This is a genomic window from Evansella clarkii, from assembly GCF_002019695.1.
In the GTDB taxonomy this organism is placed as follows: domain Bacteria; phylum Bacillota; class Bacilli; order Bacillales; family Salisediminibacteriaceae; genus Evansella; species Evansella clarkii.
The window spans coordinates 322555-339537 of record NZ_KV917376.1 but is presented as its reverse complement, the minus strand read 5'-3'; the positions used below and the strand labels follow the sequence as shown (position 1 = coordinate 339537).

General features: G+C 41.6%; 17 protein-coding genes. 13 read left to right on the top strand and 4 right to left on the bottom strand.

Features of this window, described 5'->3' with window-relative positions; genetic code table 11:
• Positions 1-223 precede the first annotated feature (223 nt).
• Positions 224-2503, top strand: coding sequence for a hypothetical protein (locus tag BK582_RS01425; protein WP_078592658.1), 2280 nt, complete (start codon positions 224-226; stop codon positions 2501-2503).
• A 227-nt stretch (positions 2504-2730) separates the two neighbouring features.
• Here the strand turns inward: BK582_RS01425 and BK582_RS01420 are convergent, their stop codons facing one another.
• Positions 2731-4680 carry an ABC-F family ATP-binding cassette domain-containing protein gene (locus BK582_RS01420; protein WP_078592657.1) on the bottom strand — a complete coding sequence of 650 codons (1950 nt, stop codon included), beginning with the start codon at positions 4678-4680 and terminating at the stop codon, positions 2731-2733.
• A 175-nt stretch (positions 4681-4855) separates the two neighbouring features.
• On the opposite strand from BK582_RS01420, the gene moaC reads away from it, so the two are divergent.
• From moaC to BK582_RS01400, 4 genes are all read left to right on the top strand, one after another.
• Positions 4856-5338, top strand: a complete 483-nt coding sequence (moaC, locus tag BK582_RS01415; protein WP_078592656.1) for a cyclic pyranopterin monophosphate synthase MoaC — start codon at positions 4856-4858, stop codon at positions 5336-5338.
• 43 nt (positions 5339-5381) lie between these two features.
• Positions 5382-6017, top strand: a complete 636-nt coding sequence (locus BK582_RS01410; RefSeq protein WP_078592655.1) for a redox-sensing transcriptional repressor Rex — start codon at positions 5382-5384, stop codon at positions 6015-6017.
• Between the two features lie 85 nt (positions 6018-6102).
• Complete coding sequence (locus tag BK582_RS01405) at positions 6103-6399, top strand: HNH endonuclease (RefSeq protein ID WP_078592654.1); 297 nt, start codon at positions 6103-6105, stop codon at positions 6397-6399.
• Between the two features lie 170 nt (positions 6400-6569).
• Complete coding sequence (locus BK582_RS01400; RefSeq protein ID WP_078592653.1) at positions 6570-8009, top strand: MDR family MFS transporter; 1440 nt, start codon at positions 6570-6572, stop codon at positions 8007-8009.
• A gap of 643 nt (positions 8010-8652) precedes the next feature.
• On the opposite strand, the gene BK582_RS01395 is transcribed toward BK582_RS01400, so the two are convergent.
• Both BK582_RS01395 and BK582_RS01390 read right to left on the bottom strand, forming a co-directional pair.
• On the bottom strand, positions 8653-8862 hold the full coding sequence (locus BK582_RS01395; protein WP_078592652.1) for a YdiK family protein: 210 nt from the start codon (positions 8860-8862) through the stop codon (positions 8653-8655).
• Positions 8862-9593, bottom strand: coding sequence for a CPBP family intramembrane glutamic endopeptidase (locus BK582_RS01390; RefSeq protein WP_078592651.1), 732 nt, complete (start codon positions 9591-9593; stop codon positions 8862-8864). Before BK582_RS01390 ends, BK582_RS01395 begins: the two co-directional genes overlap by 1 nt.
• A gap of 446 nt (positions 9594-10039) precedes the next feature.
• On the opposite strand from BK582_RS01390, the gene groES reads away from it, so the two are divergent.
• The 8 genes from groES (at position 10040) to BK582_RS01355 (ending at position 16326) form a co-directional block, all read left to right on the top strand.
• Complete coding sequence (gene groES, locus BK582_RS01385; protein ID WP_078592650.1) at positions 10040-10324, top strand: co-chaperone GroES; 285 nt, start codon at positions 10040-10042, stop codon at positions 10322-10324.
• A gap of 59 nt (positions 10325-10383) precedes the next feature.
• The gene (groL, locus tag BK582_RS01380; protein ID WP_078592649.1) at positions 10384-12018 is read left to right on the top strand and encodes a chaperonin GroEL; all 1635 of its coding nucleotides are present in this window, start codon (positions 10384-10386) and stop codon (positions 12016-12018) included.
• A 371-nt stretch (positions 12019-12389) separates the two neighbouring features.
• Positions 12390-12710, top strand: coding sequence for an ArsR/SmtB family transcription factor (locus BK582_RS01375; RefSeq protein ID WP_078592648.1), 321 nt, complete (start codon positions 12390-12392; stop codon positions 12708-12710).
• 118 nt (positions 12711-12828) lie between these two features.
• On the top strand, positions 12829-13422 hold the full coding sequence (locus BK582_RS01370; protein ID WP_078592647.1) for a YdeI/OmpD-associated family protein: 594 nt from the start codon (positions 12829-12831) through the stop codon (positions 13420-13422).
• A 32-nt stretch (positions 13423-13454) separates the two neighbouring features.
• Positions 13455-13865, top strand: coding sequence for an SRPBCC family protein (locus BK582_RS01365; RefSeq protein ID WP_078592646.1), 411 nt, complete (start codon positions 13455-13457; stop codon positions 13863-13865).
• The gene (locus tag BK582_RS28200; protein ID WP_338066791.1) at positions 13862-14029 is read left to right on the top strand and encodes a hypothetical protein; all 168 of its coding nucleotides are present in this window, start codon (positions 13862-13864) and stop codon (positions 14027-14029) included. Before BK582_RS01365 ends, BK582_RS28200 begins: the two co-directional genes overlap by 4 nt.
• A gap of 62 nt (positions 14030-14091) precedes the next feature.
• Positions 14092-14568 (top strand): FAD-dependent oxidoreductase, encoded by a 477-nt coding sequence (locus tag BK582_RS01360; RefSeq protein WP_338066790.1) that lies wholly within the window; start codon positions 14092-14094, stop codon positions 14566-14568.
• 633 nt (positions 14569-15201) lie between these two features.
• Positions 15202-16326, top strand: coding sequence for an NADH-dependent flavin oxidoreductase (locus BK582_RS01355; protein ID WP_078592645.1), 1125 nt, complete (start codon positions 15202-15204; stop codon positions 16324-16326).
• A gap of 387 nt (positions 16327-16713) precedes the next feature.
• Here BK582_RS01355 and BK582_RS26700 read toward each other — a convergent pair whose 3' ends face one another.
• Positions 16714-16857, bottom strand: coding sequence for a hypothetical protein (locus tag BK582_RS26700; protein WP_169910717.1), 144 nt, complete (start codon positions 16855-16857; stop codon positions 16714-16716).
• Positions 16858-16983: the final 126 nt, after the last annotated feature.

Genomic DNA, 16983 nt, shown 5'->3' with positions numbered 1-16983 from the left:
ATAGTAGATGTTTATAATTATATGTATATTTAATACGAATGCATGCTCTTGTTAATAACAGTTTATTCACATACTGTGGATAATGGGGAAAAACTAATGAAAAGCTGATTTTAAGGGAAATACACTTGTTAACAATTATTATGTGGATAAGTGTCGTATTTTGTGCAAAACTGTAGAAACACCTTGGAATTACTGAAAAAAGCTGTGGATAGGGTTGTGGATTATGTGGATATGTCAGAAAATAAGCGCGGTTAAATATATTCCAATTTCCAAAAAAACTTTCGCTTTTCTTTGCTGCCTGGGGATAATTATTATATTGCTTTCCGCAGTTTCTGTGGATGCTGCTGCCGGAGAAAAAGAAGAAAAACATGTAATAGTTGTCCTTGTCCCAGGTCTGTCTTTTAAGGAAATGGACAAGCTGTACAGTATTGAAAGTTATTCACGGTTATGGAACTCAGGATACCCTGCCGCGGCGAATTTGAAACCTGACGGCAGGTATTCCTATCTCAACAATACAGTCACAATAAGTACCGGGAGACGCTCTGCTGGGATAAGCAACTGGAATGCCTATGAAAAAGGCGAAATCCTTGATGGGGTTCCGGCAGAACTTCTTTTGAAACAACTCACTGGAAAACCAGCGGGGAATTCAATTATCCACCCTTATTTTCACTTATTAACAGCACAGAATCATACAGGGGGCTTCCGGCCTGTTCCAGGATGGTTCGGGAGCAGTCTCGAAGAAGCGGGAATTAATACATACGTAATCGGCAATTCGGATACAAACGAGGAAAAAAGCAGATTCGGTTCGTTGTTAGTTATTAACAAAAGCGGGGAATCACTGGGGAGTATTCAGGCAGGGACGGAAGCTGCTGAGGAATTTCCAGGGCAGCTAAAAATGAGCAGCAGGCTGATTCTTCAGCATCTTGAGGAAACAGGCAGAAGGTTCAGCAGATCATTTACTGTTGTGGAATGGGGAGATCTCCACCGGCTATTTTCCATGAAAGGTCAAATGGAACAAGGCTACTTTGCTGAGGTATACGAGGAGACATTGGACTCACTTGCTTCCATGCTCGATGATATACATCAGGGAGTGAGTGGAGAAATCTGGCTTGTCTCGCCAGCGGTTAACGAAGATGCATATAAGGAAAAAAATGAACTGGGCCCTGTTTGGGTATGGAAAGAAGACAGGCAGGCTGAAGGAATTCTGTATTCTCCAACTACCCGGAGGAACGGGATAATAAGTAATACCGACTTTACAGCATCCTGGCTGAATGCATTTAGTTTAGAAGACGAGGAGAAAAACGGGTTAGGGCAGCCGGTCGTTTTTTCGGAGAGCGCTGTAGAAAATGCCGGAAGCCTAAGGATTGTGCTGGACAGAGTAGAAGAAATAAATAAAGTTTTTGGGGAACGCGGTGCTGTTTTATCCAGCTATGTCTCCGCTCTAATCGTACTGCTGATTGCCGTCTCGCTGATGATTTGGTTTAACAAAGAATCACCAAGGTTTAAAAAAGCGGCGGCGATATTATTACTTAGCGGAGTCCTGTCTCCCCTTTGGTTTCTATTAACCAGCCCGGCAGTGAAATATTTTTCCGCTTACTTGTATGTGGCGGGCATTTTTGCAGTAAGTGTATTGTCCGCAGTGCTGGTTTCTTTTCTTTTTAAGGCGCCATACAGTGCGGCGTGCGCGCTTTTCTTTACTGCCTTAACTGTGGATATTTTAACGGGGGCCTTTTTTACCGAGCGTTCCTTTCTGAGCTACGATCCTGTAATTGGAGCCAGATATTACGGGATAGGCAATGAATTTGCCGGGATTTATCTTGTGAGCGGAATATTAATGGTGGTCCCGTTGATTAAGAGGTATGGGATAACCTCGAAAAAAGAAAGAATCACTGAGTTTGGCATATTAACTGCTGTGTCAGTTATATTGGTTGTTATGCTAGGAAGTGCATCTTTAGGGGCTAACGCAGGCGCAAGTTTATCGGCTGCAATCATGTATGCTTTTGCAGTTTCCCAGCTTTTCCTGAAAGACTTGAATAGGAGTGTTAAACTTCTGGCAGCCGGGGGATTTTTGCTGGGGATGCTTGGTATTCTGTATGTGCTGCAAATATCCCAGCCTTCCAGCCATATCTTCCTGGCATACGAACGTCTTTTGGGAGGAGATCTGGCGTCCATTTGGCAGACGATTATCCGTAAGCTTGAGATGAACTGGAAGATATTCAAAATATCATATTGGACCCAGCTTTTTATAACTAGTTACTTTTTAACCGGTATCGTCTTGTGGAAACGAAGGAAGGGACATATGAATGGGCCTCAGGTTTTTCTTTCAAACGTCTGCATAGCCGGTTCCCTCGCTTTACTTATACTTAATGATTCAGGGATCGTTGCAGCTGCAACAAGTATGTTTATTATCTTAAGTGTAAGTTATGGGTGGTCCCTGGAAAGGGAAATCCAGTCTGAAAATAGCGCGAGTGCTGATAATAAAGGAAGCGGGAGGTTTTTTTGATGATGGAAAGATAGTTTTCTTAACCCAACTGTCACTATGACAGGTGTCACTATGACGCGGGGGGGGGAAACCTCCTCCTAAAAAAGAAAAACCCTTTAATACCAGTACTTTGAAGAGTTTTGCCCTCACGCAACTGTCACTATGACATAGGGGGAAGGGAAGGCACCACGTGAAAAAGCACATATAAGAAGAACCCCCGGGCTTTCGCCGGGGGTTCTTTCAATAATCTATTCTTCTTCCAGCTGGAGTTCTTCCCAGGTTTCCATCCACTCTTCGATAGCAGATTTTTTTGCTTCAAGGGAGTTGTTGATTTCCATAGACTTTTCGTGATCCTGATAAATATCAGGATCGCAAAGCTGTTCTTCCAGTTCAGCAATCTCTGCTTCAGCTTTTTCAATGTTCTTTTCAAGCTCTTCGATTTGCCGTTTGCGCTGCCTCTGTTTTTTCTGCAGTTCTTTTTCCCGTTCATAATCCTGCTTGCCTTGTTTTTCCCCGGCAAATGTTTGTGAAACGCCAGAAGAAGTTTTCAGCTTTTCGGCAGCTTCCTCTTCCTTAAGCTTTTTCCATTCTTCCTGCTCCAGCTTTTTTGTAACATAATAATCGTAATCCCCAAGGTAATCCGTCAGTCCGTCCCGGGACAGCTCGGCTACCCGCGTTGCCATCCGGTTGACAAAATATCTGTCATGGGAGACGAACAACAGTGTTCCCGGGTAATCAATAAGGGCGTTCTCAAGCACTTCTTTACTGTCTAAATCCAGATGGTTTGTAGGCTCGTCAAGAATAAGCAGATTTGCTTTCAGCATCATCAGCTTGGCCAAAGCGAGCCTTGCTTTTTCGCCGCCGCTCAAATCATAAACGGTTTTCAGCACATCTTCCCCGCTGAACAGAAAATTGCCCAGTACTGTGCGAATGTCTTTTTCAGGTGTCTGTGGATATTCGTCCCACAGCTCCTGAAGCACTGTCTTATTGGAACGGAGGTCGGTTTGCTCCTGGTCATAGTAACCGATTGTAACATTGCTGCCGTAGTTAATCTGTCCGTTAATCGGGTCCAGCTTTCTTGAGATCGTTTTAATGAAGGTTGATTTCCCGACTCCGTTTGGACCGATCAAAGCGACACTTTCTCCCCGCTTCATCTGGAAGCTGACTTTCTCGATAAGCTTCTTACCGTTATAACCGGCAGCGAGGTCTTCCACCGTTAATACATCATTACCGCTTTGTTTCTTTATTTCAAACCGGAACCTCGCTGATAAATCGTCATCCTGGGGCCGATGCATGACCTGGATTCTGTCCAGCTGTTTACGGCGGCTTTTCGCCCGGTTGCTTGTGGATGCTCTTGCTATATTCCTCTGGACGAAATCTTCCAGCTTTTTAATTTCGCCCTGCTGTTTTTCGAACTGCTTCATTTCCAGCTCCAGGCGTTTCGCTTTTTCCTCCAGGTATTTGCTGTAGTTGCCTGGGTACTTGATTGTACGATTAAACGACAGCTCGTATACCTGGTTCACAACACGGTCGAGGAAATAACGGTCGTGGGAAACAACAAGTATCGCCCCGTCATATCCGGTAAGATAGCCTTCGAGCCATGTGAGTGTTTCAATATCAAGGTGGTTAGTAGGCTCGTCCAGAATCAGCATGTCGGGTTTCGTAAGAAGGAGTTTCCCGAGGGCAAGGCGGGTTTTCTGTCCGCCGCTTAAACTGCTGACCTTTGTATCGTAATCGAAAGAAGCAAAATTAAGCCCGGACAAAATACTGCGAATATCCGCTTCATACTGGTAGCCGCCCAGATCTTTAAAGTCCTGCTGCAGCCGGTCATATTCCTGAAGTATTTTTTCGTAATCAGGGTTTTCATAGTCACTCATCTTTGCTTCCAGATCTCTCAGTTCCTGCTCCATTTTCTTCAGCGGTAAAAAAACAGTCATCATTTCGTCCCAGATGGAACGGTCTGAATGTAATCCGCTGTCCTGTGCAAGATATCCTATAGAAACATCCTTTGGTATGATCAGATCTCCGGAATCATAAGAAAGTTCTCCTGCTATAATTTTCAGCAGAGTGGACTTTCCTGCTCCGTTACGTCCAACGAGGGCGACTCTGTCCCTGCTCTGCACTTCGAGTTTTACATTGGACAATATTTTTTCCACGCCAAAGGATTTTGACAACTGTACGCACTGCATTAATATCATGATTGTTCATCCTCACTGTCATAAATCCGTTATGCCTACAAAAAGTGTACATGATGAAGGGGGATGGAGCAACTTAATTGGATTTAAGGCAATTGCAAACTATATTAAATAAGAAAGAAATATGCAGCATGTTGAGCAATAGTGTACAATAGAAAGGAAAGGGAGGGGTCATTCTATGAGTGATTTTACACATTTTAATGACCAGGGCAGAGCGAAGATGGTAGATATTTCGGACAAGCAGGAAACTGTCAGAACTGCTGTCGCTAAAAGCAGTATTCAGGTCAATAAGGAAATTTATGAAGGTATAGAGCAAGGGACGATGAAAAAGGGCGATGTATTGGCAGTAGCACAGGTTGCAGGTGTTATGGCCGCAAAAAACACGTCTCAGTGGATTCCAATGTGCCATCCGCTTTCTTTATCAGGAGTCGATATACTTTTTCACTGGGAAGTAAGTGAAGATTTTTACAAGCTCCATATCGAATGCAGTGTGAAAACAAAAGGGAGCACAGGGGTGGAGATGGAGGCTTTGACAGCTGCCTCGGCCACGGCTCTGACAATATATGATATGTGCAAAGCAGTCGACAAAGGTATGGTCATCGGAGAAACCTATCTGACGGAAAAGACCGGCGGAAAAAGCGGGGACTATAAAAGAGACTAACAGCAGCGAGTTCAGAAACGGGTAATGGCGGGAGGAAAAAAGTATGAATATTGATCAGACTAAGATACCACAGGCAACCGCTAAAAGGCTGCCATTGTACTATCGTTTTCTGGAAAGTCTTCAGTCATCCGGAAAACACAGGGTTTCTTCATCTGAGTTAAGTGAAGCAGTAAAAGTGGATTCAGCCACGATAAGAAGGGATTTTTCTTACTTTGGAGCACTGGGGAAAAAAGGTTACGGCTACAACGTAAATTACTTATTGTCCTTCTTCAGGAAAACACTGGACCAGGATGCGGTAACCAAGGTTGCCCTTGTTGGTGTAGGTAACCTGGGAACTGCTTTATTGAACTATAATTTTTCAAAAAGCAATAATACAAGAATCGTAATGGCGTTCGATGTGGATGAAAGTAAGGTAGGCCAGGAAATTGCAAGCGTTCCCATTCACCATATGGACGAGCTGGCGGAACGGATGAACAATGAAGTGGAAGTGGCAATTCTTACTGTTCCGGCCAATGCAGCCCAGAGCATAACCGACAAGCTTGTGGCTGCTGATGTAAAAGGTATACTTAATTTCACACCGGCAAGGATTTCTGTGCCGGAAGATGTGCGGATTCATCATATTGATCTTGCAGTGGAGCTGCAGTCGCTCATATACTTCTTAAAGCATTATCCATTGTGATTTTAAAGGGTTACACAGTTGGGGCAGAAAAAAACGCTGGGAAATAACTTAGCGTTTTTTTCTGTTAAAGGAAGGTGATGATCTGTTGGCAAAAACAGGACCTTGTGAATTGTGCGGCCGTGAAGAAGTGGAACTTACAATACATCATTTGACTCCAAAGCAGCATGGAGGAGCTCTGCTTCCTGTCGCCGAGCTTTGCCGGCCATGCCACAGACAAATCCATGCTCTTTATTCTAATCAGGAGCTAGCTGTCCGGCTGCAGACAATGGAAAGACTGAAAGATGATGAGAAGATAAAAAAATATGTAAAATGGGTCCAGAAACAGGATGCTGCCAAAAGAGTAAAAGTGAAGAAAGCAAAGGAAAGGAAGAACAGGCGTTAAGGTCCCTAATATTAAAAATGGGAGGCCTTATTTTGTCCTGGAATATCCTTAATAAAACGAAAGTTCGGAATTTTTTGTTCAGGCAAGCCGTTATTCATGATATAGTTAATATAAATGTTTCGGGTTTCGAATAAAATTTGTTGTAAACAAGTATAAGCAGGTGATTCGTTTTGAGTAAAGTGCCACAGAAATGGCTAGTGGTTATCACCGTTCTTTTAGGGACTTTCACAATTATTCTGAATAACAGTACGCTGAACCCTGCTGTCCCTCACTTAATGGAAGTGTTTAACGCTGATGCAGTAGCGGCAGGATGGGTAATCACTATTTTCATGGTTACTATGGGAGTGACCATGCCAGTAACAGGATATTTAGGAGACAGGTTCGGCAAGAAACAACTCTACATGGCCGGGCTGGCTCTCTTTGTAATTGGTTCTCTCCTTGGTTCTGTTTCATGGGATCTGCCTTCATTGATATTGTTCCGCGGCCTTCAGGGGATTGGCGGAGGAATGATGATGCCAACTGCAATGGCGCTCATTTTCGAAGTTTTTCCTAAAAAGGAAAGAGGACTTGCCACTGGGATATACGGGATAGCGGCCATGATGGCTCCCACCATCGGCCCGACGCTCGGAGGAGTCATCATAGAGCTTGGCTCCTGGCAGTGGCTGTTTCTCTGCAATATTCCAACCGGCGTGCTGGGGCTTGTCTTCTCCCAGATTTATTTAAAGCAAACTGCAAGGGCTTCGAACCTTACATTCGATTTATCAGGATTTGTTGCTGTAACTTTAGGTGTAGGCGCTATGCTCCTGGCTCTCGGCAGAGTTTCCGAGCTGGCACATTTGCAGGATCCTATGAATATAAGTTTACTTATCCTCGGGCTCATTGCTTTAATGCTTTTTGTTAAAATCGAAAATGGAAAAGAACAGCCGCTGCTCGATTTATCCATATTTAAAGTACCGGCGTATACTTACAGCGTGCTTGTTGCCAGTGTCAGTTCCATAAGCCTGTTCGGCGGAATATTTCTGATCCCGCTGCTGATACAGGGAGTTTACGGTTATGGAGCAATTATTACGGGACTTACTTTTCTCCCCTCAGCGCTTCTGACAGGAATCTTTATGACAGTTGGCGGAAGGATTCTTGACAGGCAGGGACCCTCACTAATTGTTACTTCAGGCCTTACAATTATAGCAGTAGCAACAATGTTCCTTGGCTTCCTCTCTATGGAGACTGCCCTCTGGGTAATTTTCGCCCTGAATGCCATAAGAGGGATTGGAATGGGACTTAGTACTATGCCTGCTACCACAACCGGAATGAATGCTATACCGGAAAAATTTATTTCGAGAGGTTCGGCAATGAATAATGTACTCCGGCAGATGAGTTCCGCCCTCGGGATCGTATTTTTCTCGATTTACTTTGAAGTAAGGCGGTCGCAAATAGTAAGCGCCAATGGGCTTAGCCTTCCTGAAGCCAGCCTCCAGGCAATCAATGAAGGGTTTATTGTCATGGGCGTTCTCGCATTTCTAGCCGTACCACTCGGCATCCTCCTTGGCAGAGAATACAAGAAACAGGCGAAGCAGGAGCAGGAGGCTGTGAGTGGAAAGCTGGGTGACTAATTCAGGTGGCCGGCTCGGTTGATTCTAGTTTGGCTGCCTGAGTACGTGGTTGTTAGTGAGTTAGAGAGGCGAATGAGAATCGGGACAAATATCAGGATGAAACGGGGAATTTGTCCAGCAAAGCGTGGAATCTGGACAAATGTTGTTATGAAGGGCAGAATTTGTCCAGCAAATTTCAGTTGCTGGATAAATCTAAGCTGCTTTTCATAAATTTGTCCAGGAAAGCCACCCATATATGGGATAATATGTAAAATAGGCTTATTTACTGGACAAATATTGCAGAGTAAGGAGAAATTTGTCCAGCAAAGCGTGGAATCTGGACAAATGTTGTTATGAAGGGCAGAATTTGTCCAGCAAATTTCAGTTGCTGGATAAATCTAAGCTGCTTTTCATAAATTTGTCCAGGAAACGCGCCTATATATGGGATAATATGTAAAAAGGACTTATTTACTGGACAAATATTGCAGAGTAAGGAGAAATTTGTCCAGCAAAGCCTGGAATCTGGACAAATCTCGCTGCGAACGTCAGGATTTGTCCAGCAAATTTCAGTTGCGGGACAAATCCACTATAATAAACATTAATTTGTCCTGAAACAAACCTTCACACATAAAAACAGGCCGCACATCGATGTGCGGCCTGTTTATTATGAACTTTTCCTGTTATTATTCTTCTGCCTTTTCGCAGCCCCAAAATGCTTAAATGCAATTAAATAATCTATTGCTGCAACTGCCATTAAAATAATCGTTAAAACGTCCCAGCCTTCTGTACGGTTATTCTGCTGGATGGCGAAAATAAGAAAAAAAGTAGCCAGTAAGAAATAGAGATATCCGTAAAATTTAGGTGATCTTTTCATTAAAACAATCCTCCAATTATAGCTTGAATCATAGCTTCCATTTCTTCCATCTGCTCAATAAGATCCTGGATCTGCTCTCCGAATATGACCTGAACAAGCATGACGAAAGAGTTGATGCCAACGTGGGCCATAATAGGAACGATAATTCTTTTTGTTTTCACATAGAGCCATGCAAACACTATACCCATAGCCAGATATACGAGCAGGTGCTCAAAGTCCATATGAACAACGGCGAAGATAAAACCACTCAGCAAGGCTGCTATCCAGAAACCAAACCGCTTATATAAGCTTCCGAAAATAACCATCCGGAAAACAATCTCTTCCATGATCGGTACGAGAACAGCTACTACAATAATAAGGAGAGGAACAGCATTTGCCCAGTCCACTATCACCTGTGTATTCTCAGAGCCAGGTTCAATACCGAATAAATACATCTCGATCATGCCGGCGACAATTTGGGCCGCGTAAGCAAGAAATATACCTGCGATAATCCAGACGATGGTTTCTCCTCCACTCGTCCTGTTGCGGATAAACTCTTCGTCAGGTTTTGCTTTTAATGCCAGTAACCCAATCACAACAAAACCAATAGAAAATGTTATCAATATAGCTGTACCAAGAAGCTCTGCTTCTGTGCCCTGAAAACCAAACTGAATAAGCAGCAGTGCAACAAGCGAAGTTGAAAGCTGCATAACAATGAAACTTATTAAAATTAGCCAGTATTTTTTCGACAACGTGAATGACCCCTTTTTAAAAATTCCCTTAAATTTGTAGTGCTCCGCTATATCCTTTATACTTGAACTGTCCCGCCGTTTTAAGCAGAAACGGCCTGAGAGACAGCTACATTATACAGAGCGGCGATAATTTCTATTTTAACATAAGATAAATGATAATATTGCCCAGAGGTCCTGAGGCTATTAAAAAATCACCATGATTTTTTCCCCAGCCCATTCGCGTATAAAATAAAAATTTAAAGTAAATAACAGTAAAGGCAATCCGGTGAAAAAAATTACATATAAAATGGGCAAAAGGGTTGCAAAAAAAAAATCATTTGATTATTATATAAATGTGTTAGCACTCAACGTTGGCGAGTGCTAATAAACATAAATATATAATGCTCATTTCGGCTGAACTTCAGCTGGAATTGCAGCAATAAAAAATTTAAAGGAGGTTGTTTTCCTTGTTAAAACCATTAGGCGATCGTATTGTCATTGAGTTAGTGGAGCAAGAAGAAAAAACAGCTAGCGGAATCGTACTTCCTGATTCTGCAAAGGAAAAGCCGCAGGAAGGTAAGGTTGTAGCTGTGGGTACTGGACGCGTAACTGAAAACGGTGAGCGTGTGGCACTTGAGGTGAAAGACGGAGATGCTGTTATCTTCTCCAAGTATGCTGGTACAGAAGTGAAATATGAAGGCAAGGAATATCTGATCCTTCGTGAAAGCGACGTACTTGCTGTTATTGGCTAAGAAGTCTTCAACCATTACTGATAATAAACTACTACATATAATAGGAGGTAGATGAACGCATGGCTAAAGAAATCAAATTCAGCGAAGACGCGCGCCGTTCCATGAAGCGTGGTGTTGACGCATTAGCAGATGCTGTAAAAGTAACTTTAGGACCAAAAGGACGTAACGTGGTTCTTGAGAAAAAATTTGGATCTCCATTAATCACAAACGATGGTGTAACTATCGCGAAAGAAATCGAGCTTGAAGACAACTTCGAAAATATGGGTGCTAAGCTTGTATCAGAAGTTGCAAGCAAGACGAACGATATCGCTGGTGACGGTACTACTACTGCTACTGTTCTGGCACAGGCTATGATTTCTGAAGGTCTTAAAAACGTAACTTCCGGTGCTAACCCAATGGGTATCCGCCGTGGTATCGAAAAAGCTACTCAGACAGCTGTAGAAGAGCTTCAAAAAATCTCCAAGCCAATCGAAGGAAAAGATTCTATCGCTCAGGTTGCTGCTATTTCCGCTGACAACGAAGAAGTTGGAAAGCTGATTGCAGAAGCTATGGAACGCGTTGGAAACGACGGAGTTATCACTGTTGAGGAGTCCAAAGGTTTCACTACTGAGCTTGAAGTAGTGGAAGGTATGCAGTTTGACCGTGGATATGCTTCTCCATACATGGTTACTGACTCTGAGAAGATGGAAGCGGTTCTTGAAGATCCGTATATCCTGATCACAGATAAGAAAATCGGCAACATCCAGGAAGTACTTCCTGTACTTGAGCAGGTAGTTCAGCAAGGTAAGCCAATCCTTATCATCGCTGAAGATGTTGAAGGTGAAGCTCTTGCAACACTAGTAGTTAACAAGCTTCGCGGAACATTCAACGCTGTAGCTGTTAAAGCTCCAGGCTTCGGTGACCGCCGTAAAGCTATGCTTGAAGATATCGGTACACTAACTGGCGGTGAAGTAATCACTGAAGATTTAGGCTTAGACCTTAAATCTGCCAACATCACTCAGCTAGGCCGTGCTTCTAAAGTTGTTGTTACAAAAGACAACACTACAATCGTAGACGGAGCTGGAGATGCAGCTGAAATCTCTAACCGTGTAAACCAAATCAAAGCACAATTAGAAGAAACTACTTCTGATTTCGATAAAGAAAAACTTCAGGAGCGCCTTGCTAAACTTGCCGGCGGTGTAGCGGTAGTTAAAGTTGGTGCAGCTACTGAAACAGAAATGAAAGAGCGCAAACTCCGCATTGAGGACGCACTTAACTCTACTCGCGCAGCTGTAGAGGAAGGTATCGTATCCGGTGGTGGAACAGCTCTTGTTAACGTAGTTAACGCTGTTAAAGCTATCGACGCTGAAGGCGACGTTGCTACTGGTATTAACATCGTTCTTCGTTCCCTTGAAGAGCCTGTACGCCAGATTGCACACAACGCTGGCCTTGAAGGATCAATCATCGTTGAGCGCCTGAAGAACGAACAAGTTGGAATTGGATTCAACGCAGCTACTGGCGAATATGTAAATATGGTCGAAGCTGGAATCGTTGACCCAACTAAAGTAACTCGTTCTGCACTTCAAAACGCAGCATCCGTGGCAGCTATGTTCCTGACTACTGAAGCTGTAGTTGCTGACCTGCCGGAAGAAGCTGGCGCTGGCGGCGGAATGCCTGACATGGGCGGAATGGGCGGAATGGGCGGCATGATGTAATCATTCCCCCAGCTCCTTGGTATACAAGGAATTGTTAGGGTTTTGCTAACAAAATGAAAAGAGGCTTCTCATAAGTTGATTAAACTTATGGGAAGCTTCTTTTTTTTATTTATAGTGTCACATGGAGACAACTATTAACTTATTAATATTATCAGATTGCCTAAGCCGGTCAACAGGTATGAATTGATTACCCATTGAAGACTGATATATCACTTAATAAAAAAATTTGTAATCACGTATTGATCGAAAGCAAACCCGTAAAAATAGAATTGATATAAGTGTATCAAATATATTATTGACTGGACACTATATGGTGTCGTATAATAAAGGACACTATCGGGTGTCCTATTTTACTTGAAGGAGAGAAGATATTGAACAAGACTGACCAAAGGCATGATGTTTTTGTAGCTATTGCAGATCCAACAAGACGAAAATTAATACGTTTGTTGGCAGATACTGAAGAGTTACCTTTACATGAACTAACTCCTCATTTTCAAATGGGGCGTACTGCTGTTTCAAAACATTTATCAATCCTAAAAGAAGCAGATTTAGTAATCAACCGTAAAATAGGCAGAGAAACAAGGTATCGACTAAATGCAGCTCCCTTACAGGAAGTGAAAGATTGGTTAACCTTTTATGAAAAGTTTTGGAATGAAAGAGCGTTATTACTAAAGAATATTTTGGAGGAATAGAAAATAACCGAATTAACCGAATTAGGATATTTTTTTCAAAGATAACGAAATGCCGATGAGAAATTAAGGTTATTATTCTTGAATGTTACTTCGAAAAATTGAAGGAAGGTGTCGCCGAATGACTAGTAGTGCAGATAGTCGTAAGGTTGATGGTTTTTTAAGAAAAGAGAAAAAGTGGAAGAGTGAATTTGAAAAGTTAAGACAAATAGTTTTAGATTGTGGGCTAACAGAAGAATTTAAATGGATGCACCCATGTTACACGTTAGATGGAAAGAATATTGTTTTAATTCACGGCTTTAAAGAGTATTGTGCTCTTTTGTTTCACAAAGGTGCCTTGTTAAAGGATCCTAATCATATACTTATCCAACAAACCGAGAATACGCAGTCTGCACGCCAAATTCGATTCACCAATGTTCAAGAAATAATGGACATGGAAACTATCCTGAAAACCTATATTCATAATGCTATTGAGGCAGAAAAAGCTGGTTTAGAAGTAGAATTCAAAAAAACTTCTGAATATACTGTTCCTGAAGAATTACAATCTAAATTCGAGGAAATCCCTGAATTGAAATCAGCATTTGAATCGTTAACACCGGGACGACAAAGAGCATATCTTTTTTATTTTTCTGGAGCCAAACAATCCAAAACCCGATATTCAAGAGTTGAAAAATATATGCAGAAAATTTTAGATGGAAAAGGGTTAAATGATTAGAATTTTATATATAACATATGGAGGAATAGATAATGGCAGATATATCGTTAGATTTTCAATTTAAGAGTCCAATCAATAAAGTATGGGGAGCCTTAACAAATTCAGATACGCTTGCACAATGGGTAATGGAAAATAATTTTAAACCCATTGTCGGACACAAATGTCAGTTTCGTAATGAGGAAATAGATTTAATTGTAGATAGTGAAGTATTAGTAGTGGACGAGCCTCATAAGTTATCTTACACATGGATAGGTGGTCCGATAAATACTATTGTCACATGGACATTGAAGGAAGAGGATGGAATAACATATTTACATCTCGACCATACAGGCTTTGACAAAGAAGATCAAGCATTCAACGGTGCAAAATATGGTTGGGCGTATAAGATTGAAGAACTTAAGAAAGTGTTAATAGGAATCGAAGAAAAGGGAGCAGCCGAATGAGTTTTTTTCAAGATGCTTTAGCAGTGTTTAAGAAGAGAGATTTATTGTTTTTAGAAAGCTACAAAGAATCAGAAGATGTTTATACCTTTCTATTTGAAAAAGAGAACGATTTAAGTTGGATAGCAGGGCAACATGGTTTGTTTACGATAAGTCATAAAAAATAAAAAATAAAACACGCCCATTTACTATCGCATCGTCTCCAACTGAGAAGGTAGTTAGAATAACGATGCGTATTAGTGAAAATCCAAGTGAATTCAAAAAAGCAATGCTGGAACTGAAACAGGGAATGACAATAAACATGGCTGGGCCTTTAGGGTCATTTAATCTAAAAGATAACGGTATTTCTCTTTTCATCGCAGGTGGAATTGGCATTACACCATTTCGATCAATTTTAAAACAAATAGAGTCAGAAGGAAATGGCATCGACAAGCCAATACATCTACTATATTTGGATAGCACTAAGTCATATATATTTAAAGATGAACTTGATGAGATTGCTAACAATACTTCAATCAATGTTACTTACTTGGATTCGAGGGATGATTTATTTCAAGAGATAGATACGTTCTCCACCTTAAATAAGGGTAATGGCAAGTACTTTATCGCAGGCCCAAGGTCTATGGTGAAGTCGGTATTTGACTTTTTAAAGAGTAAACATATTCCAAAGAAGAATATCAAAAAGGATGCATTTTATGGGTATTAGTTAATATACGTTAGCAAAATGCTAACATATTGCTAACGCAACCCGGTGAAAAAGTGTTAATTCTTGTTAAAGATGTTACAGTAAGATTTTAACAAAACCTTAGTATTCCGCACATTTAGCACATCAGGTTAAAGATATTACACACTCTCACCTTAGGGGCGGAATGATGTAATCATTCCCTGAGGCCCAGGAGTAGCTGCTAAGCAGTTACTCTACGGGTCACAAAAAGGTCACAGAGGCTTTCCATTAGTTCTTTGAACTTCTGGGAAGCCTCTTTTTTTATCCCGATGAAATCGTCCGTAAAACTCCCACCTCAAAACATGAGTTGAACCGGTGATGCTTAGGTGGGAGATAACGGACGCTAACATCCCGATTGGTTCAACTAACAATCAGTGGGGGATGAACAAAACCCCCACTGATTGAAGGTTCACTTTATGTTCAGTTAAAAGTTGGGAAATTAGTTCAGTCCAGCGCCGAGTGGTGGAGCTAAAATAACTCCTCAAGTGCGTTTCCTTTTTATGCAGACACTCTTTATTTTTCAAGCTTTTTACACTACTGTTGCCGTGAAGCATTATTTTTGAATAGTAAAAGGACTTTAGTGTAGGATAGGAAAGAAAAAAAGGAGGTTATGGAATGAGTTCAAAATACAATCCTTTATTTGAGGGTTTTACTTTTAAAAGTGGTGTGCGTTTAGAGAATCGAATTCTGATGGCTCCAATGACTAATTTTGCATCTGAAGAAAATGGTGTCGTGAGTGATGAGGAGCTTGTTTATTATAAAGAACGTTCAGGTGGTGTGGGTGCAGTTGTAACTGCAGTTGCTTACGTTATCAGAGGTGGCAAAGGTTTTGTCAACCAAATTGGAGCTGACTCTGATGATAAGATACCAGGGCTAAAGCGTCTTGCCGATACGATAAAAGGAGAAGGTGCAAAAGCGATCCTGCAAATTTTTCACGCTGGACGAATGGCCCCTCCTGAGTTGTTAGAGGATGGTCAATCAGTAAGTGCAAGTGCAGTTGCGGCACCGCGGCCTGGATTAGTCACTCCGAGAGAGTTAACTGAGACTGAAATTGAAGAAATTATTCAAGCTTTTGGGGATGCAGCCAGACGTGCAATACAAGCTGGTTTTGACGGTGTAGAAATTCATGGGGCAAATACGTATTTAATTCAACAGTTTTTCTCTCCTCACTCCAACCGAAGAACAGATAAGTGGGGCGGAACAATTGAAAAGCGAATGGCGTTTCCTTTAGCTGTTATTGATTCAGTAAAAGCTGCAGTAAAAGAACATGCAAAGGATCCTTTCGTGTTTGGCTATAGAATTTCACCAGAAGAGATGGAAAACCCAGGAATTACTATGGATGATACATTACCGTTTGTTGATACGCTGGCTGAGCAGGAGCTGGACTATTTAAGTGTCTCCGTGCAGGATTTTTGGCAAGGCTCTATAAGAGATGAGCAAGATAAAAAATCCAGAGTATTATTAATTCAGGAACGAGTAGGAAATAAAGTCCCTGTCATTGGTGTAGGCTCCTTGTATACACCAGAAGATGTGAAAAAAGCACTTGATACTGGAGTACCTTTACTTGCTTTAGGGCGTGAACTCATCATCGAACCAAAATGGGTTCAAAAAGTGGAAGCTGGAGAAACAGGTACAATAGCAACATCTTTAACAAAAGATGATCAGGAAAGGTTAAAAGTCCCAGATGTACTTTGGTCCACTATTATGAAAACACCTGGCTGGTTTCCAGTTGAGGACTAAACAAAAGTCATCACCCCTCTGTTTGGGCAGAGGGGTGTCTTGTTATTCTTTAGGTGAAAGGAATTAAAAGAGGCTGGGACAGAAATAAGTATTCAATAAAAAAAACGAATGATGAACTCGTTTAGCGTAGGAAATATACGACTGTCTCTTCCTCTGCGAGCATTGCTTTTAAGCGTATCCGTCGAGACAAATCGACGTATTCGCGGAGAAGTGAATGCTCTTTCCTGCGGGAATAGCATGAGCCGAAGACCCCGCAGGTTGGTTTTTGCCGAGGAGACTGAGGCTATGCCCGCGGACGCGAAGTATATTTCCGGAGCGGTATTTAAGCTCCTCCTTTGGTTCTCATTCGTTTTTTCTTTTATTGTATATGCTTTTGTCCCAGTCTCTTTATGTTGACGTTTTGTTTGTAAGAAAACCTTTCTTTTGTGCCATTGCTTTTTTGGCTTCATTATAAGAAAGACCTGATTGAGCGTTGAGGCGCTTTACTTCATTAATATCAGTTCCTGCAATCGTTTTGTTTTTATCCTTCATTTTTTATCCTTTCTTTTTTTGTATCTTCATTAGTTTTTATGATGTGTAAAAAAGGATAGAGTTATCCATTGACTGTATTTCATATATAGACTATGTATAAAAAGACGAATGCTTCTTTTCGATTGC